Origin of the sequence: Hydrogenoanaerobacterium saccharovorans (genome assembly GCF_003814745.1) — a bacterium.
In the GTDB taxonomy this organism is placed as follows: domain Bacteria; phylum Bacillota; class Clostridia; order Oscillospirales; family Ruminococcaceae; genus Hydrogenoanaerobacterium; species Hydrogenoanaerobacterium saccharovorans.
Genome location: NZ_RKRD01000003.1, coordinates 46,532 through 66,573, shown reverse-complemented (window position 1 = coordinate 66,573; position 20,042 = coordinate 46,532). Strand labels below are relative to the sequence as shown.

At 43.6% G+C, this 20,042-nt stretch carries 21 protein-coding genes; 14 read left to right on the top strand and 7 right to left on the bottom strand.

What is annotated here, in order from left to right; all coding sequences use genetic code 11:
• Positions 1 to 68 precede the first annotated feature (68 nt).
• From pth to EDD70_RS12485, 4 genes are all read left to right on the top strand, one after another.
• Positions 69 to 704 (top strand): aminoacyl-tRNA hydrolase, encoded by a 636-nt coding sequence (gene pth, locus EDD70_RS12500; RefSeq protein WP_092755878.1) that lies wholly within the window; start codon positions 69 to 71, stop codon positions 702 to 704.
• A gap of 7 nt (positions 705 to 711) precedes the next feature.
• A complete protein-coding gene (gene mfd, locus EDD70_RS12495; RefSeq protein ID WP_092755876.1) occupies positions 712 to 4,170 on the top strand; it encodes a transcription-repair coupling factor in 3,459 nt (1,152 codons plus the stop codon).
• A gap of 159 nt (positions 4,171 to 4,329) precedes the next feature.
• On the top strand, positions 4,330 to 5,373 hold the full coding sequence (locus EDD70_RS12490) for a hypothetical protein (protein ID WP_092755874.1): 1,044 nt from the start codon (positions 4,330 to 4,332) through the stop codon (positions 5,371 to 5,373).
• Between the two features lie 495 nt (positions 5,374 to 5,868).
• Positions 5,869 to 6,363, top strand: a complete 495-nt coding sequence (locus EDD70_RS12485) for a helix-turn-helix domain-containing protein (protein WP_242943171.1) — start codon at positions 5,869 to 5,871, stop codon at positions 6,361 to 6,363.
• A gap of 368 nt (positions 6,364 to 6,731) precedes the next feature.
• Here the strand turns inward: EDD70_RS12485 and EDD70_RS12480 are convergent, their stop codons facing one another.
• Positions 6,732 to 7,619 carry an LCP family protein gene (locus EDD70_RS12480; protein ID WP_162840924.1) on the bottom strand — a complete coding sequence of 296 codons (888 nt, stop codon included), beginning with the start codon at positions 7,617 to 7,619 and terminating at the stop codon, positions 6,732 to 6,734.
• 178 nt (positions 7,620 to 7,797) lie between these two features.
• On the opposite strand from EDD70_RS12480, the gene EDD70_RS12475 reads away from it, so the two are divergent.
• Positions 7,798 to 10,095 carry a hydratase gene (locus EDD70_RS12475; RefSeq protein ID WP_092755866.1) on the top strand — a complete coding sequence of 766 codons (2,298 nt, stop codon included), beginning with the start codon at positions 7,798 to 7,800 and terminating at the stop codon, positions 10,093 to 10,095.
• Positions 10,096 to 10,168: 73 nt separating this feature from the next.
• Here EDD70_RS12475 and EDD70_RS12470 read toward each other — a convergent pair whose 3' ends face one another.
• A complete protein-coding gene (locus EDD70_RS12470; protein ID WP_123811054.1) occupies positions 10,169 to 12,310 on the bottom strand; it encodes an MFS domain-containing histidine kinase in 2,142 nt (713 codons plus the stop codon).
• Positions 12,285 to 12,989 carry a response regulator transcription factor gene (locus EDD70_RS12465; protein WP_092755862.1) on the bottom strand — a complete coding sequence of 235 codons (705 nt, stop codon included), beginning with the start codon at positions 12,987 to 12,989 and terminating at the stop codon, positions 12,285 to 12,287. The genes EDD70_RS12470 and EDD70_RS12465 overlap by 26 nt, the downstream gene beginning before the upstream one ends.
• A gap of 296 nt (positions 12,990 to 13,285) precedes the next feature.
• On the opposite strand from EDD70_RS12465, the gene EDD70_RS12460 reads away from it, so the two are divergent.
• On the top strand, positions 13,286 to 13,633 hold the full coding sequence (locus EDD70_RS12460) for a DUF3888 domain-containing protein (RefSeq protein WP_092755860.1): 348 nt from the start codon (positions 13,286 to 13,288) through the stop codon (positions 13,631 to 13,633).
• Positions 13,634 to 13,659: 26 nt separating this feature from the next.
• On the opposite strand, the gene EDD70_RS12455 is transcribed toward EDD70_RS12460, so the two are convergent.
• The 3 genes from EDD70_RS12455 to EDD70_RS12445 are packed head-to-tail and all read right to left on the bottom strand — an operon-like array spanning position 13,660 to position 14,830.
• Positions 13,660 to 14,325, bottom strand: a complete 666-nt coding sequence (locus EDD70_RS12455; RefSeq protein WP_092755858.1) for a GH25 family lysozyme — start codon at positions 14,323 to 14,325, stop codon at positions 13,660 to 13,662.
• A gap of 3 nt (positions 14,326 to 14,328) precedes the next feature.
• The gene (locus tag EDD70_RS12450; protein ID WP_243116510.1) at positions 14,329 to 14,517 is read right to left on the bottom strand and encodes a hypothetical protein; all 189 of its coding nucleotides are present in this window, start codon (positions 14,515 to 14,517) and stop codon (positions 14,329 to 14,331) included.
• Positions 14,504 to 14,830 carry a hypothetical protein gene (locus EDD70_RS12445; protein WP_205408620.1) on the bottom strand — a complete coding sequence of 109 codons (327 nt, stop codon included), beginning with the start codon at positions 14,828 to 14,830 and terminating at the stop codon, positions 14,504 to 14,506. Before EDD70_RS12445 ends, EDD70_RS12450 begins: the two co-directional genes overlap by 14 nt.
• 141 nt (positions 14,831 to 14,971) lie before the next feature.
• Here EDD70_RS12445 and EDD70_RS14995 point away from each other — a divergent pair, with 141 nt between their 5' ends.
• From EDD70_RS14995 to trxB, 6 genes are all read left to right on the top strand, one after another.
• Positions 14,972 to 15,130 (top strand): hypothetical protein, encoded by a 159-nt coding sequence (locus tag EDD70_RS14995; RefSeq protein ID WP_162840923.1) that lies wholly within the window; start codon positions 14,972 to 14,974, stop codon positions 15,128 to 15,130.
• A gap of 15 nt (positions 15,131 to 15,145) precedes the next feature.
• A complete protein-coding gene (locus tag EDD70_RS12440) occupies positions 15,146 to 15,349 on the top strand; it encodes a hypothetical protein (protein ID WP_092755854.1) in 204 nt (67 codons plus the stop codon).
• Positions 15,350 to 15,463: 114 nt separating this feature from the next.
• Entirely contained in the window at positions 15,464 to 15,649 is a 186-nt protein-coding gene (locus EDD70_RS12435) for a hypothetical protein (protein ID WP_092755852.1), read from the top strand.
• Positions 15,650 to 15,654: 5 nt separating this feature from the next.
• Positions 15,655 to 15,807 carry a hypothetical protein gene (locus EDD70_RS14990; protein ID WP_162840922.1) on the top strand — a complete coding sequence of 51 codons (153 nt, stop codon included), beginning with the start codon at positions 15,655 to 15,657 and terminating at the stop codon, positions 15,805 to 15,807.
• 9 nt (positions 15,808 to 15,816) lie between these two features.
• Positions 15,817 to 15,984, top strand: coding sequence for a hypothetical protein (locus tag EDD70_RS14985; protein WP_162840921.1), 168 nt, complete (start codon positions 15,817 to 15,819; stop codon positions 15,982 to 15,984).
• A 630-nt stretch (positions 15,985 to 16,614) separates the two neighbouring features.
• Positions 16,615 to 17,526 (top strand): thioredoxin-disulfide reductase, encoded by a 912-nt coding sequence (gene trxB / locus EDD70_RS12430; RefSeq protein WP_092755850.1) that lies wholly within the window; start codon positions 16,615 to 16,617, stop codon positions 17,524 to 17,526.
• 9 nt (positions 17,527 to 17,535) lie between these two features.
• Here the strand turns inward: trxB and EDD70_RS12425 are convergent, their stop codons facing one another.
• The gene (locus tag EDD70_RS12425) at positions 17,536 to 17,748 is read right to left on the bottom strand and encodes a hypothetical protein (RefSeq protein WP_092755848.1); all 213 of its coding nucleotides are present in this window, start codon (positions 17,746 to 17,748) and stop codon (positions 17,536 to 17,538) included.
• A gap of 201 nt (positions 17,749 to 17,949) precedes the next feature.
• Between EDD70_RS12425 and EDD70_RS12420 the strand changes: the two genes are divergently transcribed.
• Both EDD70_RS12420 and EDD70_RS12415 read left to right on the top strand, forming a co-directional pair.
• Positions 17,950 to 18,357: a bacteriohemerythrin gene (locus EDD70_RS12420; RefSeq protein ID WP_092755846.1), complete on the top strand. Its 408-nt coding sequence runs from the start codon at positions 17,950 to 17,952 to the stop codon at positions 18,355 to 18,357.
• Positions 18,358 to 18,509: 152 nt separating this feature from the next.
• Positions 18,510 to 20,042, top strand: coding sequence for a spore germination protein (locus tag EDD70_RS12415; protein ID WP_092755844.1), 1,533 nt, complete (start codon positions 18,510 to 18,512; stop codon positions 20,040 to 20,042).

Sequence of the window (20,042 nt, the reverse complement as noted above, 5' to 3'; positions counted from 1 at the left end):
ATACTCATATTTCGCACGGGTGGGGCAGCACTGCTGTCCCGCCATTGTTTGCTGTTCAAGGAGGCTCTATGATTGATATTTTTGCACAATTGGAAAAATTAAAAAAACACCCCGCAGGGGGTGCACCCACGGGGCAGGTGGAATACATTGTGGTTGGGCTGGGCAACCCCGGCACTAAATACGACAACACCCGCCACAATGCCGGTTTTTTGGTGGTAGACCGTATTGCCAAAAAGCTTGGCATTTCGATAGACCGACTGAAATTTAAAAGCCTTACCGGCGATGCTATGATTGCAGGGCACCGTGTGCTGTTTCTCAAACCATCCACTTTTATGAACAATTCGGGGGAAGCAGTGCGGGATGCGGCGCAGTTCCATAAAGTACCCAGCGAACGTATCATTGTAATATTCGACGATATTTCGTTGGACGTCGGCGGTGTTCGCATCCGCCGCAAAGGCAGCGACGGGGGGCATAACGGTATCAAAAGCATTATCTATCTGCTCGGCAAAGACGACTTCCCGCGCATCAAAATCGGCGTAGGCAAAAAACCGCACCCCGATTACGACCTTGCCGATTGGGTGCTCAGCCGATTTACTGAAAAGGATTTTGATGCATTGAATGCCATTTTTGATAATACACTGGACATGATAACAAAAATCATCGAGGGCAATATTGACGCCGCGATGAACAAATACAATCGATAGGTGCAATATGATTCATCAAATTATCGCCTCTACAACTGAATATCGCCGCATGATGGACGATGTGCAAAGCGGCAGAACGCCTGTTGCTATGACGGGGCTTTCAGGCATCCACAAAGCTGCTTTGGTTGCCGCTGCGTCAAATTCTTCGCCAGTGCTGGTAATTACCCCCGACGAAGCGACAGGCAACCGCATGGCAGAAGACATCAACGCATTTTTGCGCTCAGAAGATGCAGCGATGCTGTTCCCCACGCGCGAACTCGTGTTCCGCGACCTAGAGGGCAGCAGCCGTGAATACGAACATGCGCGCCTAAGCACACTGGGTAAAATCACACGCGGCGAATGCCGTGTTGTGGTGGCTAGTATGGAAGCCATAATGCAGTACATCCCGCCCCAGAGTGTGCTGAAAGAAAACACCCTCACGCTGGAGGCAGGCGGCACTTACTCTATAGCTGCATTGGTAGAGCGCTTGGTACATGCAGGCTACGAGCGGCGCGACCAGGTAGAGGGCATCTGCCAGTTTGCACAGCGCGGCGGCATACTCGATTTCTTCCCGCCGGACAGCCCTGTCCCCTTGCGAGCCGAATTTTGGGGCGATGAAATCGACACCATCTCGGCGTTTGACATTGACACACAGCGCCGTACCGACACCATGCACCGTGCGTTTATTACGCCCGCGCGTGAAGTGCTTTATAAAAATGCCGACTGGCTGATTAAGCTGCTCACCGAAAAATCTGCCGCGCTGCGCGGCAAAGCAGGAGTTAAGGCAAAAGCGCTCATTGCCGCAGACATCGAGCGGCTGCAAGCAGGGCTTTCGCTGAATAATCTCGATAAATATTTGCCCTTAATCTACCCACAGCCTGCAACACTGTTTGATTACATGCGCCACGCCATGCTGTTTGTAAGCGAACTGGTAACCGCGCGCGAAACCGCAAAAAACAGCATGTGGCAATTCTACGAAGACATTGGTTTGATGATGGAAGAGGGCATTCTGTTTAAAGGATGCGAACACTTTACGATGGAGCCTGCGGACGTGCTGTCTGCCATCGCCAAAAACGATGCGGTACTGCTGGATACGTTTGCACGCAGTGTGCCCGATTTAAAACTGGGCGACCTCATCAATGTAAACAGCATTGCGCTTTCGCCATGGAGCGGCGACCTGTCGCTGCTGTACGACGACCTGGATAGTTACCTGGAGCGGGGGTATTGCTGTGCGGTGCTTGCCGGTTCTGCCAAAGCAGCTGCGGCTTTAAAAAGCGACCTCACCCAGCACAAGCTTCTGCCTGTTGTTGTAGAAGAAATAACCGAATACGTACCCTCGTCGGTTTTTATTGTGGAGGGGAGTTTGTCGAGCGGTTTGGAACTGCCGGACAGCCGTTTTGCGGTGATTGCACATGCAAAAGCAGGCGTCAGCCCCCTTACCGCACGCAAAAAGCGCCGTAAAAAAGCGGGAGAGCATATCCGCAACTTAAGCGACCTTTCGCCCGGCGACCTTGTTGTGCACACCGCTCATGGCATCGGTGTGTTTGAAGGCATCATCAAACGCGAAATCCATGGTATCACCAAAGATTACATTAAAATACGCTATGCAGGTACCGACGCGCTGTTTGTACCCGTTACACAGCTCGACCTTGTATCAAAATACATCGGCCCCAAAGAAGACGGTACCGTCAAGCTGAACAAGCTGAACTCGGTAGAGTGGCAGAACACCCGCAAGCGCGTAAAAGCTGCGGTTGCCGACATGGCAAAAGAGCTGATTGCACTTTATGCACAGCGTATGGCTGTAAAGGGATATGCCTTTTCGGAGGATACGGAATGGCAGCGGGAATTTGAAGAGCGCTTCCCCTACAACGAAACCGACGACCAACTGCGCTGTATTGAAGAAATTAAGCATGATATGGAAGGTACCGTACCCATGGACCGCCTGCTTTGCGGCGACGTAGGCTTTGGCAAAACCGAGGTTGCTTTACGCGGTGCTTTTAAATGCGTGATGGACGCAAAGCAATGTGCGGTGCTCGTGCCTACTACCATTTTGGCTTGGCAGCATTATAAAACCTTTGTAGACCGTATGCAGGGTTATCCCATTAAGATTGAATTGCTCTCGCGCTTCCGCACACCCAAACAGCAGGAAGAAACCATCCGCAAGCTGCGCCGTGGCGAGGTGGATATTGTCATTGGCACACACCGCCTGCTGCAAAAAGACGTAACCTTCAAAGATTTGGGGTTGTGTATTATCGACGAAGAACAGCGTTTTGGTGTGGCACACAAAGAGCGTTTTAAAGAACTGCGCAGCAATGTGGACGTGCTCACCCTCTCTGCAACACCCATCCCGCGCACACTGAATATGGCAATGAGCGGCATCCGCGATATGTCCACCATCGAAGAATCGCCGCAAGACAGGCACCCTGTACAAACTTATGTTGTCGAGCACGATTATGGCATTATCGCCGAGGCGCTCAAAAAAGAACTGCGGCGCGGCGGACAGGCGTTTTACCTGCACAACCGCGTAGAATCCATCGACAGCTGCGCTTACAAGCTTGCGCAGTTGATACCCGATGCCCGCATTGTTACCGCGCACGGTAAAATGAGCGAGGAACAGCTCAGCGACGTGTGGCAACAGCTTATCGACCATGAAATTGATATTTTGGTGTGCACCACCATCATCGAAACCGGCGTAGATGTACCCAACTGCAACACGCTGATTATTGAAGATGCCGACCGCTTTGGGCTGTCGCAGCTTTACCAGCTGCGCGGGCGCGTAGGGCGCAGCAACCGCCGTGCATATGCCTATCTTACCTTTAAACGCGGTAAAGCACTTACCGATATTGCTACCAAACGGCTTTCTGCCATCAAAGAATTCACCACGTTCGGTTCGGGTTTTCGCATCGCGATGCGCGACCTTGAAATCCGCGGTGCGGGCAATATTTTGGGTGCCAGCCAGCACGGACACATGGAGGCAGTTGGTTACGATATGTACCTCAAGCTGTTGTCGCAAGCGGTTGTGGAACAGCGCGGAGAAGCACCCGAGGTATCCAGCGACGAATGCCTCATCGATATCCGCATCGGTGCACATATCCCCGAAAATTACATTGACAATCTCACCCAGCGCATTGATATATACAAAAAAATTGCTGCTATTCAAACCGAAGAAGACAGTATGGATGTAACCGACGAACTTATCGACCGCTTTGGCGAACCGCCGGAGGCTGTGAAAGGGCTGATTGATGTTGCACTGATACGCAACATTGCGGCGCGCAACCATATCTACGAAATTTCGCAGAAAAACGAGAGCATGGTGTTCTACCCCACCCAGCTTGATTTGAAAAAAATGTCGAACCTGGCAGCACTGATGCGCAACAAGGTAAACATCAATGCAGGCACCAAGCCGTGCATTACTGTAAAAATGTCGAAGAACGAAAAGCCCATTGATATTATCAGAACCACACTTTATGCACTGAGCAAAGAATGATGAGCAACAATAAAAATAGCGCGTACCTGTTGGTTTGGTTTTTGTATTTTCGTTGTTTTATTGTTTAAGATATATCTATAGACTTTTTGGAAGAAACTGTGTATAATTTGAGGGTATGCCAACTATTACACCTTATTTGAAATATCAGGAGGAAGTTGAATGAAACTGAAAAAACTTACAGCATCCGTGCTTGCTGTATTGATGGTACTTTCGCTGAGTGCTTGTGCATCTAAAAATGTAAAATGGATTGCAACTGACAACGGTAAACAAATTCCCTCTGGCATCTACCTTACCTATATGTTGAATGCTTATTCGCAGGCTATGGGCAAGATTGCCGACAAAGATAAAAATGTGCTGAAGCAGGATATTGAAGGCGTACCCGCTGCCGAGTGGATACAGAACAAAGCAGACGAAAGCCTTAAACGCCATATTGCTATTGAAAACAAGGCTGCCGAGCAGGGCATTACAATCTCTGACGTTGAACGTTCTTACATCGACCAGCAGATTCAGTACCAGTGGCAGTTTATGAGTGCAATGTACGAGAAAAACGGCATCAGCTACGACAGTTATGCGGCAGTTTCTCAAAATGCTTACTTAGAAAACATGCTGTTTGAGGCACAATATGGTGCTAAAGGCAAAACGCCTATTCCCGATGCCGACATTCTCAAGGCATTTCAAGAAGGCTACTATAAAACCATGTATGTTTCTATGAGCCTGCTTGACAACGAAGGCAAAGAAAAAGATGAAGAAGCGCAAAAGAAAGTTGTTGAAAAAGCCGACGAGGTTTACGCCAAAGCAACTGCTGAAGGCGCGAATTACAGCGATGTGATTCTTGCTTATGAAAAAGAACAGGCAAAAGCAAAGGGCGAAGATGAAAGCACGGTTCATGAGCACAACGAAAGTTCTCATGTCAGCTTTATCCCCAAAGAGAGCGAGGGCTATGACGCGGAGTTTTTGAAACAAGTTGGCGAAATGAAAAACGATGAAATTCGCGTAATCAATACAGGCAACACGGTTTATGTACTGAAAAAGCTCGACATTACCCAGAACCCGCTGGATGTGGAAAACTACCGTACCGCTGTGATGAAAAAATTAAAGGGTGACGAATACAACAAAACCATCCTCGAGTGGGCAGATGCAACCACCGTCGAATACAACGCTGAGGCAAAAAATCTCTACACACCCAGCAAACTGAAATTCTAAATAGGCTGAATCGGCACAAGGTTACACAAAAATTGTAAACTTCACAGCCCCACAGGCATACGCCTATGGTAAGCCGGACAAAACACCGAGGTTGTTCTATGTTGTGAACCTCGCAACCATTTTAAATCTATACGCCATGACCGTGCGGCACAGTGCCGCACGGTTTTTATTTTGCACAATCATGCGCCAATTGTTCACCTCAGTTATACACGGGGGATTCAAAATAAATGTACCCGAAAACACTCGATTTTCGCCAAATAAGGCTCAAATTGTGCTTGAATTGATATATTCCATCTGTTATATTAGCGATAGATAGATTGTTTATATTTTGCTTGTAAAGACATAAATCAAATACAAATATATTTCTTAAATAGTCATACTCAACCATAAGTTTACAACTAAATAAACCTATGGTTGGGTAAAAACAACTGATAATATCTTCAATACATTGCTTTTTTAAAATACAATGAAAGCACTAAAACATTAGGAGGAAATATGATGAGTAGTATTGGAACAAAAGTTGCTTTCTACAGAAAAGCAAAAGGTATGACACAAGAAGAATTAGCAGAAAAATTAGGAGTTTCAGCGCAGGCTGTATCTAAATGGGAAAATGATATTGCATGTCCTGATATACAACTATTGGTTCCGTTATCAAAACTCTTTGGTACAACAACAGACGAATTGTTGTCTGCTGATTCTGTAAAAAGTGTACAGCTTTTACCGGAAAACGAAAGACATGACATAAAGGATTTAACATTAAAGGTTATTGTTGATTCTAAAGATGGTGATAAAGTTCGTATTAATCTTCCGATGGAATTAGTTAAAGTTGCTTTAGAAATCGGATTGAAAATCCCACAAATAACAAATAATGAGCAACTTAAAGGCATTGATTTCAAACAAATAATTTCAATGGTAGAAAGCGGAGTCATAGGAAAATTAGTTGAAATCGAAAGTGCAGACGGTGAAATTGTTAATGTTGTGGTAGAATAAAAATGAAAGTATTTATTAAGTCCGAGAAAAAGAAAATTCTTATCATTTTACCAACAGCACTATTTCTAAACCGATTAACAGCTACCATTGCCACCAAAATTATAAAAAGCAAGCAGCCATCTATTGATATAAGCACGAAAGATTTTATGAAACTCATTCATTCAATAAAAAAATACAAACGGAGACACAAGCGCTGGGAAGTTGTAAATATTAGTTCCGTAGATGGCGAAAATATATTTATAAGTTTGTAGAAAATTAAACGTAATACTAATTATTAGCATATTGCAAAGCAAAGGCTGGTATCTATTTAACCGATACCAGCCTTTCAAAATATCTTTAAATGAATCACTTATGCCAAATATCTCTTTTTAACTGTACAGCTTCTGCATCAGCTCTTTGGTACTTTGCGTAAGGGCAAAGCTGTCTTTCGATGCATTAAAGGTACCTCTTACCAATACGGTACGTGCATGCTTACCCGAAAGCTTTGCAAGAAAGCGCAGCGGCTCTTTGCGGCTGTCGTAATCGCCGAAAGATAAATCGGAGTCGGTAAGGTTTATCACGTTGCGAAACAATTCGTCCGCCTGCGGCGAAAGCACCACCTCAAGGCGGTCGTTGATATAGTGTGCCAGCAAATCGCTTGATTTAGTACCGCGTTTGTATTCATCGCCGTAATTTGGGAAGCGCAAAATATCGTATAGTTTTTGCCCATCTACCATCTGCTTACCTTTTGCAAGGTTGATGGAGATATTTTCATCTTTAAATATCAGTGTCTCGGGCAGGTCGTATTCCACAAACCCAATCATATCTATGGCGCGAATCAGGTTCTCAGCGTTGAATGATGCATAGCGGTCTACCGTAATGCCAAGCAGTTCGCCCAACCCTTGCTTTACTGCTTTTGCACCGCTTAGTGCATACAGTTCGGCAAGTGTTTTGCTTTTTCCGTTAAAGGTTACCACAGTCTGCGCAGGCAGCGCTGCCACAGGCAGTTCGCCGCTTTCCACATCCAACCTAATCATAAAATAATATTTTGGCTTGTCTGTATCCTTATCTCTGCCGATGAGAAGCAAGTTGAGGTTATCCTCCGCTTTGGGCAGATAATAATCATCGGTTTGGGGCTGCTGCGGTATACTTTGATGCGCAGAGTTTTTGCTTTGCATAGCCATAACAACTGCCACTGCAAGCATCATCAGCACTAGAAAAGCAACGGCGAAAGTAAGTACAAAATATTTGGCTGTTTCGTAGTTGCGGTGTTTCATCTGCCTATCACCTCCCATATACAAACTATAGCATGGACAATGCAAGGGCGAAAAATACAGCATCTTACTGTTTTTGTAGGCAAATGTTGCTTTGCAGGATTTGCATCTTGGAATTGCAAAACAGGCTTTTTTATGATAATATGAACTACAAGAGCGATTGAAAAACGGAGGAACATTTATGGTAACTTTAAGCAATACCGGAGTTTATTTGATAGACGGACATAAAATTATCCCCGAAGACGATGCAAGAGAGCTTACAATACCTTCTGACAATACAAGCAAATCCACATCAGCAAAAGAAACCGCCCGTAAAGGCACGATGGCATACCGTATTTTACAGCAGCATAACACTGCCGATAATATGGACAGGCTAAAAATTAAATTTGACGCAATGACCAGCCACGACATCACTTATGTGGGCATTGTGCAAACGGCACGTGCGTCGGGGCTTGAGAAGTTCCCCATCCCCTACGTGCTTACCAACTGCCACAACAGCCTTTGCGCGGTAGGTGGTACCATTAACGAGGATGACCACATGTTTGGGCTTTCTGCCGCAAAAAAATACGGCGGCATATATGTGCCTGCGCATCAGGCGGTAATTCACTCGTATATGCGCGAGATGATGAGTGGCTGCGGCAAAATGATACTCGGCAGCGACAGCCACACCCGCTACGGTGCACTTGGCACCATGGCAATCGGCGAGGGCGGCCCTGAACTGGTAAAGCAATTGCTGGGCAAAACCTATGATATCAACTGCCCCGAAGTGGTGGCAGTTTACCTTACCGGTAAACCCGACCCGCGCGTTGGCCCGCAAGACGTTGCGCTCGCCATTATCGGAACGGTGTTTAAAAACGGCTATGTAAAAAATAAAGTGATGGAATTTGTGGGTGACGGCATTAAAAACCTGAACGTGGAATACCGCAACGGCATCGATGTTATGACCACCGAAACCACCTGTTTATCTTCTATTTGGGCTACCGATGAAAAAGTGCAGGAATATTTTGCGGTGCATGGCAGACCAAACGAGTACAAAGAGCTGAAACCCGCCGACGTGGCTTACTACGACGGGCTGATTACGGTTGATCTTTCTGCCGTAAAACCGATGATTGCTATGCCGTTCCACCCAAGCAACACCTATACCATAGAAGAACTGAATGCAAACCTCGGCGATATTTTGCGTGAGGTGGAGCGCGTGGGCGCAGAGCAGCTTGACGCCCCCAATGTACAGTTCAAATTGACTGATAAAATTGTAAATGGTAAATTGAAAGTTGATCAAGGCATTATTGCAGGATGTGCAGGCGGTACTTATGATAACCTGATTGATGCCGCAGATATTATCGGCGGCCATTCCATTGGCAGCGATGAATTTGCAATGAGCGTTTACCCCGGAAGCCAGCCGATTTACCTTGAACTTGTCAACAACGGCAGCATTGCCAAATTTATGGAGGCAGGAATTTCCGTTAAAACTGCGTTTTGCGGCCCATGCTTTGGTGCGGGTGACGTACCTGCAAACGGTGCGCTCAGTATCCGCCACACCACACGCAACTTCCCAAGCCGCGAAGGCAGCAAGCCCGGCAACAACCAGATTGCATCGGTTGCACTGATGGATGCGCGCTCGATTGCAGCAACCGCAGTAAACGGCGGCTATCTCACCCCTGCTACCGACCTGGATGTAACATTTACCAAGCCTGTATACCACTTTAACCGCACGGTGTACCAAAACCGCGTACATGACAGCTATGGCAAAGGCAACGACCTGCTGGATTTGAAATTTGGCCCCAACATTGCGGATTGGCCCAAAATGTCTACCCTTACAGAAGATATGGTTTTGAAGGTTGTATCTGAAATTCACGACCCTGTCACCACCACCGATGAACTGATTCCATCGGGTGAAACCTCGAGTTACCGCTCTAACCCGCTAAAACTCGCCGAATTTGCACTTTCGCGCAAAGACCCGGCTTATGTTGGCAGAGCAAAAGAGGTGCAGAAGGCAGAAACTGCACGTCTTGCAGGGGGCGACCCTGTTGCTGCATTCCCTGAACTTGCACATGCCGTAAAGGCATTTACCGAGGTCAAACCCATCGATACCATAAATACCGGCATCGGCAGCGTCATCTTCGCAGTAAAACCTGGCGATGGCAGTGCGCGCGAGCAGGCAGCAAGCTGCCAAAAGGTATTGGGCGGCTGGGCAAATATCGCCAACGAATATGCCACCAAACGTTACCGCAGCAATCTTATTAACTGGGGTATGCTTCCGTTCTTAATTGAACAAGGCAAATTACCGTTTAAAAATCTCGATTATATTTTCGTACCCGGTATTCGGAAAGCGGTAGAAGAAAAAGCCGACAACATCACCGCCTATGCCCTCAGTGAAGGAAAACTTGCAAAATTCAACCTCACTCTCGGTCAGCTTACCGATGACGAACGTAACATTATACTTTCCGGCTGTCTCATCAACTATTATCGCGGCGAATAATTTAAACCCATAAAAAAGAACGATGGATATGAAATCCATCGTTCTTTTTGTTTTAGCATCTATCTTAAATTGTTTAACAGGTCGTTTGCAGCGAATCTTGCTGCGTGTTCTGCTCAATCGCATCAGGCAAAGCGCTTGGTTCATCGTATATTTTTTCGTGAACAGGATCTTCGACATCAACAGGGATTGGTGCAGGACTATTTGTTGAAACAGGTAACCTTATAATTGCTTTGAACAAGTCACCGTCCAGTTCAATACTAAGTGTGCCTCCGTTGAGTTCAACAAAGCTTTTTGCAATTGCCAACCCCAAGCCACTGCCTTCGGTTGTACGGCTGGCATCTCCGCGTTGAAAACGCTCCACTATATCTTCTGCTGTAAAAGTCATTTCATAACTTGCAACGTTTTTAAATGTAACCTCTGCTACACCTTGCTTTTGATGTACCGTTATATATACACGGGTACCTGCAAGCGAGTATTTCAGCGCATTGCCAAGTAAATTTTCAAACACGCGGTGGAGTTTTTTACCGTCTGCAACCACAAACATCTGCTGCGACGAAAATTGTGTTTTTACCTCAACCCCCGCTATATCAACACGTTCATCCATCTCGGCAACGGTTTGCTCTACCAATGCAACAATGTCCAACTGTTCCAAGTTCATATCAATGGTACGGCTGTTGGCTTTGCTCACTTCAAATAAATCTTGCACCAAATTTTTTAATCGGTTTGCTTTTTGCGCAAGAATTTTCACATAATCGTTTGCAAAATCCGGTTTCAAATCTTCGGCAGACAGCAAATCGACATAGTTGATAATGGAGGTAAGCGGGGTTTTTAGGTCGTGCGATACATTGGTAATCAGTTCTACCTTCATTTTTTCGCTGCGCACCTGCTCTTCTACTGCAAGGCTTATCCCGCTGTGGATATCGCTAAGGTTGGCTGCAAGCGGTGCAAAGTCATCCTCTTGGGGCAGTATCAGGGGCTCTGTTACCGTACCGCTTTTAATCTGTTCCACGTAGTCAATAATCAACCCGAATTCATCCATGTTGCGGTTATACTCTTTCATGTAGCGCAGCAGCAGGTATATTCCCAAGGCAATCCAAAGCAGGCTGAATATCCAGCCGATGCGCCCAATAAACAATAAGATTACCGACAGAACTACCATTACAAACTCTGTTACAATCAAAACCACAAAGCGGCGTTTCATCCGTTCCAAAAAATCGTGTTTGTTTTCGAGGCTGCGCATAAACTTTATAAGGGAATAAACTATGTTGTTCGTAAAAAACCTTTTTTTGTTATAAATAATGTCCAGCAATACAAACCAGCACCACCAAAAACAAGGGATAAACAGAAATACTACATCCCAGTCTGCCCAAAAAACGCAATCTGCAAAGTAGATACCCCCTAAAAGTGCAAACCCTGTTAAAACCAATTTTACTTCAAACCAAAGCTTACCCATCAAACGCACGATAACGGCATTTGCCATGCTTAGGCTTTTGTGCTTGATTATTGTAACCAGCAGGATTATTATACTTGCAGCAGCAACGCCTGCCAATAGCACAAGTACCACCATTTGGCTATACCACCAACTGTAAGCATTGTAAATTGCACTCAGATTCGACTTACTATTGCTAAGGCGATCTCCCGATTTTACAGCCAAATACACCGAAATTTGGTCTGCCCTTCCACTTTCAATCAGTCTGCTGGTATACGGCGAAAACAGCCTGTAATAGTCCGAATCCGAGAGCTTACCTTCGTGCGCAAAACCACCCAACAATGTTATTTTTGTTTCTTGTAAAATTTGGTCTCCTTTCAGCAAAATGATATGCTCATATAGGCCGGAGTTTGTAATCTCGTTTAAAAATGCATCACTGTCTCGAAAATCGGTATTGGTTGCAACAGGCAAATAGTTTCCCGCTGCAATATAATAGGCAATATTGTCCCCCTCATTATCCAAATATTTTGTTTGGCTCGGATATAGTACGGCTGTTCCGTCCTCCCCCGGCTTTTCAAGAGGTTGGTCTAACGCCAAACTATAACAGTTGTATAACACATTGCCCACCGCATTTTTGTACTCCCATTTGTCCTTAAAATCCAATACAATAGTATTGTTGTTACGCATGCCAATAAAAACAGAAATACATACAAACAGCATGCTCACTGCTGCGGCGAAGAAACTAAATGTAACCCACGGTTTACGCTTTTTCAATTTTGTAGCCAATGCCCCACACCACCTTTAAGTATCTTGGTTCTTTTGGGTTTATTTCGATTTTTTCGCGAATACGCCGGATATGAACTGCAACGGTATTCTCGGGCGAAAAGCTGGGTTCGTTCCAAACCCGCTCGTAAATTTCGCTGATGGAGAATACGCGCCCCTGATTGCGCAGCAGCAGCTCTACAATTTTGTATTCAATCGGTGTGAGTTTTACCTCTTCGCCGTCTACTGTAAGCTGTTTCTGCTGTAAATCGAGGCATAACCCGCCACTGCACAACTGCTCTGCCATGCCGCCTGCATTGGTGATAGTACCCAACCTTGTGTAACGCCTGAGTTGGCTTTTTACGCGAGCAATCAGCTCCAAAGGGTTGAATGGTTTGGTTATGTAGTCATCCGCGCCGAACTCCAACCCCAAAATTTTATCGGTATCCTCGCTTTTTGCACTTACTAAAATAATGGGGATGTTGTTTTTTTCGCGGATCTTCAGCATAGCCTTAATTCCGTCCATTTTCGGCATCATAACATCCATTAAAATAAGATGTATACAACTGTTTGCAACCATATCAAGTGCTTGCAAACCGTCATAGGCTTTATAAATATGCAATTTTTCTTTGCTAAGGTAAATGGCTATCGATTCAACAATTTCTTTGTCGTCATCCACTACCAGAACATTTAACTTTTCCATTGGAAGTCCCCTCCTGTTTGGGTTGTTGCCACCTCTCATTATATCATTGTGCCATACAATTCTCCAACAAGCATCACATTATGAGCATCTTTTCTTTTTACCGCAGTTACCATGGCCTTGGATATATTATACAGCAACTTTCTTAATAACCTCTTAACAAATTTCTTACAAAAATCTTAAGGTTCTTGCTTTATCACTAAAAAATGCGGAGCGATGTACGTTTACTCCGCATTTTTTAGTAACGTTCGCATGACCTGCCGAACATTCGCTGCATACAATAGTGCGAGGTGAAAAACATGAAATCATCAAACAAACTATGCGAAGATGCCCTATGCGCTATTTTTTTACCATATGCTAAGGCCGAAGCCTGTAAGTTTTATAAGGATTTTTTAACCGTAAAGCCTTCCATTATGATTTATTGCATCAAGCTTGTCAATATCCGCCACTCACCGTGTGAGGGCTCTAAATATATACTGGATTTTGATATCTACCCATACATCGGCGCACATGTCACCATAGCGGTAAACCGTATGACAGTGTGCATCAATGCTTACGACGGCGAAATTACGGTTGTTTCATTTAAACAAGTGCGCAGCTTCCCCATACCAAACCACCTATGGGATGTTGTTTGCCAGCCATTTTAAAACGGAGATACCACTCCGTTTTTTTATTATAATTTTTTAAGTTGATTGAGCCCCGCCGAGCGAATGATTGCAGGATAATCTTTGTATGCATAATTTCTGTCGCACGCACCGGTGACGCCGCTGCACCGCCCTTTGTTGCCTACATACTGCCACATTCCGTGGGGAATTTTCCATGGGCATTCTACGGTACTGCGGTAATCTGCCGCCCAAAGGTCGTATTTTGCAAGGTTATGCGTATCCAGATACAGCTTTGCAAAATAGGTGTAAGTATACCACATCGCATAGTAACCGTTTTTCTCCGTTTCATCGCAAAATGCCGCAACTGTATCGGTTAATTTTGCCTTGCCAAGCCTCGCCAGGCACGTCAGCGCGGTTTCTTCCACATCAAAACAAATGGGGTAGGTTATTTTACCTTGAAAGCGGTTGGCTATTTCGACTGCCTGCCTCGCCGCCTTGCGTGCCGCCCGTGTACTGGTGCAGTAGCTGTAAACGTATAACCCCACGCCCAACCCTGCATCATGCGCACGGGTGATGGAATCGTACAGGCTTTTATCAACGGTGAGTTCGCCGTTATAGCCTGCCCACCCAATACGCACCATTACCCCATGTACACCGCTTGCCTTCACCTTTACCCAGTTAATCCTGCCGTTGCGCACGTTGTGCTCGCTGATATCAATGACATGAAACTTCAACTTCTATTCCCCTCCTGCCTTTCCGATTTGCGTGCCGAAATAAAAAATTACAATCAGCTTAAATATCTCCATAAAACTATTTTCAGATATCGTTCCCGCGCAAAACTGATAAGCGAACACCAGTGTGAGCAGGATGGTAACAATACTTTTCACATTTACAAGTTTTGCTATGCGTTTTTTAATATTCATCATAATCCTCCTTTCGGTTTGTGGGCAGTTCTTTAAGGCGGTCAAGCAGTTCGGTAACCGTACCGTTTCCGCCAAGGGCATGGTACTGCTCATACATTGCCACTGCATTTTCAAGCGCATAAATAGGGCAATATCCCAAATCATAACTATGGTTATACACTTGTATAATACGGTCTCGCAGCAGCGCCCTAATACCCAGTTTAATGGCATCTTGCTCTTTCACACGTTTTGCCAGTTTTTTGTATGCCATGCCCAGCAACGAAAGCGCAGCACTGAAAAGCATTTCTGTCCAGTAACGAATAATAAATTCTAACATTACACTCACCCCTTTTATAAAAACACTGCAAAACGCAGCAAAAGGTTTTTTTTAATGCAAAATTCACACAATTATTTTTAGTAATATTTTCCTACTATCTTTTTGCTGAAAAAGCAAACAATAGTTATGGAGGTGATGAAAATGCCATGTCCCATCAATCCGTATAAAGATGAAGCCATGCAGCAATATTTTAGTTCGCTGCCCCCTTTTGTGCAAGAAAACATTATGCAGTGCAACCCCAATGTACAAAACGTTGAGGAGCTTCGCCAATGCGCAGAAAATTTGATGAATTCAAACTGATATCGAGGTGATACCATGCCAAAAAACAACAGCTTTCATAACGGTACATTCGCTCAAGGCGGTTTAAATGATTTACTCAGCAAAAGTGCAAGTGCAAAAGAATATTTTATGTCCCTACCTGACTATGTACAAGGTATGATCCAGCAGCGCAGCGATCATGTTCAATCAGAGGATGAACTGCACCGCTATGCCGAGAATTTGCTTGCAGGCGATAAATAAGTACAGCATTAACAAAAGCCGCTTATAAGTTAAGCGGCTTTTTTATTTAAATATCCTGCATTTCCCACCGATGTTTTTACGAAATTGACAGACAATAATAACGGAGGTGATGATATGAACGATTCTTACAATGCAAATCTTTTGCTTGGGTTGCCTTTGCTTTGGGCACAAATCGGTGCAGGTGATTATTTTGCATCACTGCCTGCCGAGATTCAGCAGGCTGTTAACGAGCATGCAGATGAATTCCATACCCGCGAAGAACTTGAAGAATTTGCAGAAAACATGAAGAAAAAAAGGTGAATGCAATGTCTGCCGATTTTTATAAAGCCAACCCCGATTTATACGAATATTTTAATTCTTTGCCCCCTGCCGTTCAAAAACAAATAACAGAATCAGGCGCAGAGATATCCACTTTGGGCGAATTGATTCAATGCGCACAACATTTGATGCAAAGCTGAGGTGATATGATGTCAGAATCTTTTCATTTGTGCTTGTCCGATCTGCTAGATCAAGATTTGTCAAGTTATGAGTACTTTTATTCGCTGCCTTCGGATATTCAAAACAAAATAAAACGCAGTGATGTGCGCTCTTTTGAGGAGATGCAGGAATATGTGGCTAAGCTGCGCAACTACTAAAGTTAAAAGCCAGCAAATAAAAAATGCTGGCTTTTTGCTTATTTTTCGCATTTTCTTGTTTAAAAAGTAACATATTAACAATAATTGTGTAGTATGTATTATATTTACATAAGCGGTGATATAATATGACAAATTCAATAAGCCTGCCAGAACCAATACAGCAACAGCTTGATACCATCCATCTTTTTCAATGTCATTCATTCATACTAATTGCCGCAATATTGCTAACCATTTATAGTTTAACGTTCAAAAGCAGCAATTACTCTGCCAATTAGCTTCTGAAGAAAGCTGCGAGTGCCTGCCGGATGTGTTCCCCATCCGTTGGGTATCAAGCTTGATTATTTTAACGTCTCTTACTTTTTTCTACAATCAGTCTAAGCAAAACGCTAGTCAGCCTCAAAGTAATTGTATATCATCATGTTCAAGTGGGCTTAATCATACTGCAAGTATTTTTGCTTTGCTAGCTGCTGCCATTCGTTTTTTTGATTTGAATTTTGTAGAACTATTTACACCGGCAGAAAGTGCATCTGTTTAATTTTAAAAGATGCTCTTGTTTTTTTTCAGAAATATGAGTATATTGAATGTAGACATAATTAGAGTATTATGATTTTTTATATGGAGGTATCTGTGATGATAGATGTAATTATTGTTGGTGCAGGATGTGCCGGTTTGACTGCTGCCGTTTATGCCATAAGGGCAGGGCTAAGTGTACTTGTATTTGAAAAATATATGTATGGGGGGCAAATTGCCCTTACCAGTGACGTTGAGAATTACCCCTCAATTGAAAAAATTTCGGGAGTAGACCTCGCAAATAACATCTACCAGCAAGCAGTCAACCAAGGGGCGGATATCCGCTTTGAAGAGGTTCTTTCTGTAAATCTTAACGAACCTGTTAAAACGGTAACCACTACCGAGAACACTTATTCGGCAAAAGCTGTAATTATTGCAAATGGTGTAAAACGCCGTACACTCGATTGCCCCGGAGAAGAAGAATTCACCGGCAGGGGGGTATCTTATTGCGCTACATGCGACGGCGCGTTCTTCCGCGGTAAAACCGTTGCTGTTGTGGGGGGCGGAAATACCGCTCTCGAAGATGCTCTGTTTTTATCCAACTTGTGCGAAAAGGTCTATATCATCCACCGCAGCGATGCTTTTCGAGGTGAAAAAGTGATGATTGATGCCGTATTGAAACGGCCAAATATCACCATTTTATATAAAACCACGGTTCACAAAATCAGCGGAGACAACAAAGTGTCTTCTGTAACTGTGCACGATTCGGCTACAGGAAAATACGCTGAACTATTGGTGGAAGCAGTATTTATTGCAATCGGCTTAATACCCGATAACCAAATATTCTCCTGCCTTACGCTGGATGAAAAAGGGTACATTGTGGCTGACGAAAGCTGCACTACCGGTGTGCTTGGTGTTTTCGTCGCGGGCGACAGCCGAACAAAACTGCTGCGGCAGATTATTACCGCAGCAGCAGATGGGGCGGTTGCGGCATTTCAGGCTGCAAATTACATTAATGTTTTGCCGGAATAAATTGCAAATTTAAATTGCTTTTAATTCTGCAATGATTCTGTTAATTTTATTTTGTGGTATTTCTTTTTCGGCATATTTCAGCGCCTGCTCCAACGTCATGTTTTTGGCCATACTCAGCATGAATGGGTTCATCAACGCTAAAAATTCTCTTCTTGCAATCATTTTTGCCTTGGGGTTTAAAAGAAGCTCTCCAATGGTTATTTGATTATTTCTTAAATCCACGCTTATCACCTCCATCCTATAACTTATGCCACTCAGCCACTCAGGTTTCAAAATCCAGTATATGCACAAAAACTCTGGATTCATTCCGTTTTTTGTACCTTGTCGTTTTTTGTAAAAGTATCTCTATCCAAAGCATTGCATTCTATACTAAATCGGCATATAATGGACTTAACAAATTATTTTAAAAAGGTGGCTATCTTTATGGCAACAGGTTGGACGCCGGATTTATCGGTTGGTGTAGAAGCAATTGACAAGCAGCATATCATATGGTTTGAAAAAGCAAATCAACTGTTTGAGGCCGGTAAAAGCGGTAAGGCGCGCGATTTTATTTCTCAAATGCTTGCATTTTTAGACGATTATACAAAATTGCATTTTCGTGACGAAGAAAAATACATGCAGCAAATTAACTATCCCGAATATCAAGTACAAAAAAAATTACATACCGATTTTATCGCAAAATTGGATAAATTGAAGAAAGACTATGAGCAATCCGGCGGTAACATCGTCGTGATTATCAATGCGAACCAAATGGTAGTTGATTGGCTGGTTCAGCACATTTCTACGCAAGATAAAAAAATTGGTGTTTATGCAAAAAGCCTTAAACATTAAGATTTAACCCTTAAAATGCAATCCATTAAAGACTGATGCAGTAGTACTGCATCAGTCCTTTTTTAATTTATTGTAAAATATTTGAATTTCTATGATTATGTAAAATATTTTGGTAAATAATACTATTAAGTATGGAAAAAGGAGGTTTGAACATGTCTGCTACTAAAAACAACGAATCAATACTCCCTCAAAAAGACGGCACTATTGATTTGAATCAACTATCGTTTGAAAAAAACTTAGACTCAAATATCAAAACCATAGAAAATGTCTTTAAAGATGATGATACATTGGTAATCAGACAATTTGCAAACCAAAACCAAATTGGTGTAAAATGTTGCATTTTTTTTATAGACGGAATGGTCAATAACGAAATAGTCAACGAAAATATCATCTTACCGATTATAGCGAACAATATTTTATGTCCATCCAACAAGCTATTGGAACAAATTCAAACACAGGTAATCGTTTCAAACGATGTAAAAAATACAGATAGCTTTAACGACATTGTCGAAGCCATCCTTTACGGCGATACTGTTTTGTTTGCAGATGGTGCTTGCGGAGCCCTTATTATCAGCACAAAGGGTTGGCTGATGCGCGCAGTAACAGAACCGGACACCGAAAAGGCTTTAAGAGGACCGCGCGAGGGCTTTACAGAATCCATTATGATTAATCTCTCACTGATACGCAGAAAGCTGCGTACAAGCGACTTGAAGTTTAAATTTAAAACTTTCGGTACAAGATCCAACACGCAGGCATGCATTTGTTATCTCAATAGCTTGGTTGATAAAAAAATACTGAAGGAACTCGACCAAAGGCTAAGTAAAATAAAAATCGACGGCGTAATAGATACCAACTATATCTCAGAATATATTAAAGATTCGCCAACATGCCCTTACAAAACAATCGGTGTAACCGAAAAACCCGACGTTGTTGCAGCCAAATTGCTCGAAGGGCGTATCGCACTGATTTTAGACGGCACACCGATGGTGTTAACATTGCCTTTTTTGTTTATTGAAAACTTTCAGTCGGCCGATGATTATTACCTAAATTTCTTTTTTGCATCTTTTGGCAGAATGTTAAGAATTTTAGGGTTCTTTATCTCCATCAGTGTACCTGCAATTTATGTAGCTCTAACCACCTATCACCGAGAAATGATTCCAACCTCCTTGGCATTAAGTGTGGCAGAATCGCATCAGGGTGTGCCGCTGCCAACTTTTGTTGAGTGTGTAGTCATGCTTTTTGTATTCGAACTTATCAGAGAAACCGGCATCCGCATGCCATCCAATATTGGGCAGGCATTAAGTGTGGTAGGCGCATTGGTAATCGGCCAGGCTGCAGTTGAAGCCAAATTTGTTAGTGCACCTATGGTTATTATTGTGGCAATTACAGCTATTACAGGGCTTATCAACCCGGTGATTAAAGGGGCAAGTATTTTGTTAAGGTACACTTTGCTTATCTTAACCGGAATACTGGGATTTTACGGTTACTTTTTCGGCTTGATTGGGGTATTGATACACTTGATGAACGTAAGATCTTTCGGTGTGGAATACACCTCGCAAATCACATCTTATAACAGCCAGGCAATGAAAGATAATTTTATACGAGCACCGTGGTGGTTGATGAAAACAAGGCCCTTGTTCGAACAAAAAAACAATATACGAAGCTCTGAGAATGGAGATAACTGA

Coding starts and splice junctions, on each gene's coding strand:
- trxB (WP_092755850.1), top strand. CDS start 16,615: ATGATAGATGTAATTATTGTTGGTGCAGGATGTGCCGGTTTGACTGCT.
- EDD70_RS12420 (WP_092755846.1), top strand. CDS start 17,950: ATGGCAACAGGTTGGACGCCGGATTTATCGGTTGGTGTAGAAGCAATT.
- EDD70_RS12445 (WP_205408620.1), bottom strand. CDS start 14,830: ATGTTAGAATTTATTATTCGTTACTGGACAGAAATGCTTTTCAGTGCT.
- EDD70_RS12440 (WP_092755854.1), top strand. CDS start 15,146: ATGCCAAAAAACAACAGCTTTCATAACGGTACATTCGCTCAAGGCGGT.
- EDD70_RS12480 (WP_162840924.1), bottom strand. CDS start 7,619: ATGAAACACCGCAACTACGAAACAGCCAAATATTTTGTACTTACTTTC.
- EDD70_RS12415 (WP_092755844.1), top strand. CDS start 18,510: ATGTCTGCTACTAAAAACAACGAATCAATACTCCCTCAAAAAGACGGC.
- EDD70_RS12450 (WP_243116510.1), bottom strand. CDS start 14,517: ATGATGAATATTAAAAAACGCATAGCAAAACTTGTAAATGTGAAAAGT.
- EDD70_RS12465 (WP_092755862.1), bottom strand. CDS start 12,989: ATGGAAAAGTTAAATGTTCTGGTAGTGGATGACGACAAAGAAATTGTT.
- EDD70_RS14995 (WP_162840923.1), top strand. CDS start 14,972: ATGCCATGTCCCATCAATCCGTATAAAGATGAAGCCATGCAGCAATAT.
- EDD70_RS12485 (WP_242943171.1), top strand. CDS start 5,869: ATGATGAGTAGTATTGGAACAAAAGTTGCTTTCTACAGAAAAGCAAAA.
- mfd (WP_092755876.1), top strand. CDS start 712: ATGATTCATCAAATTATCGCCTCTACAACTGAATATCGCCGCATGATG.
- EDD70_RS14985 (WP_162840921.1), top strand. CDS start 15,817: ATGTCAGAATCTTTTCATTTGTGCTTGTCCGATCTGCTAGATCAAGAT.
- pth (WP_092755878.1), top strand. CDS start 69: ATGATTGATATTTTTGCACAATTGGAAAAATTAAAAAAACACCCCGCA.
- EDD70_RS14990 (WP_162840922.1), top strand. CDS start 15,655: ATGTCTGCCGATTTTTATAAAGCCAACCCCGATTTATACGAATATTTT.
- EDD70_RS12460 (WP_092755860.1), top strand. CDS start 13,286: ATGAAATCATCAAACAAACTATGCGAAGATGCCCTATGCGCTATTTTT.
- EDD70_RS12435 (WP_092755852.1), top strand. CDS start 15,464: ATGAACGATTCTTACAATGCAAATCTTTTGCTTGGGTTGCCTTTGCTT.
- EDD70_RS12490 (WP_092755874.1), top strand. CDS start 4,330: ATGAAACTGAAAAAACTTACAGCATCCGTGCTTGCTGTATTGATGGTA.
- EDD70_RS12475 (WP_092755866.1), top strand. CDS start 7,798: ATGGTAACTTTAAGCAATACCGGAGTTTATTTGATAGACGGACATAAA.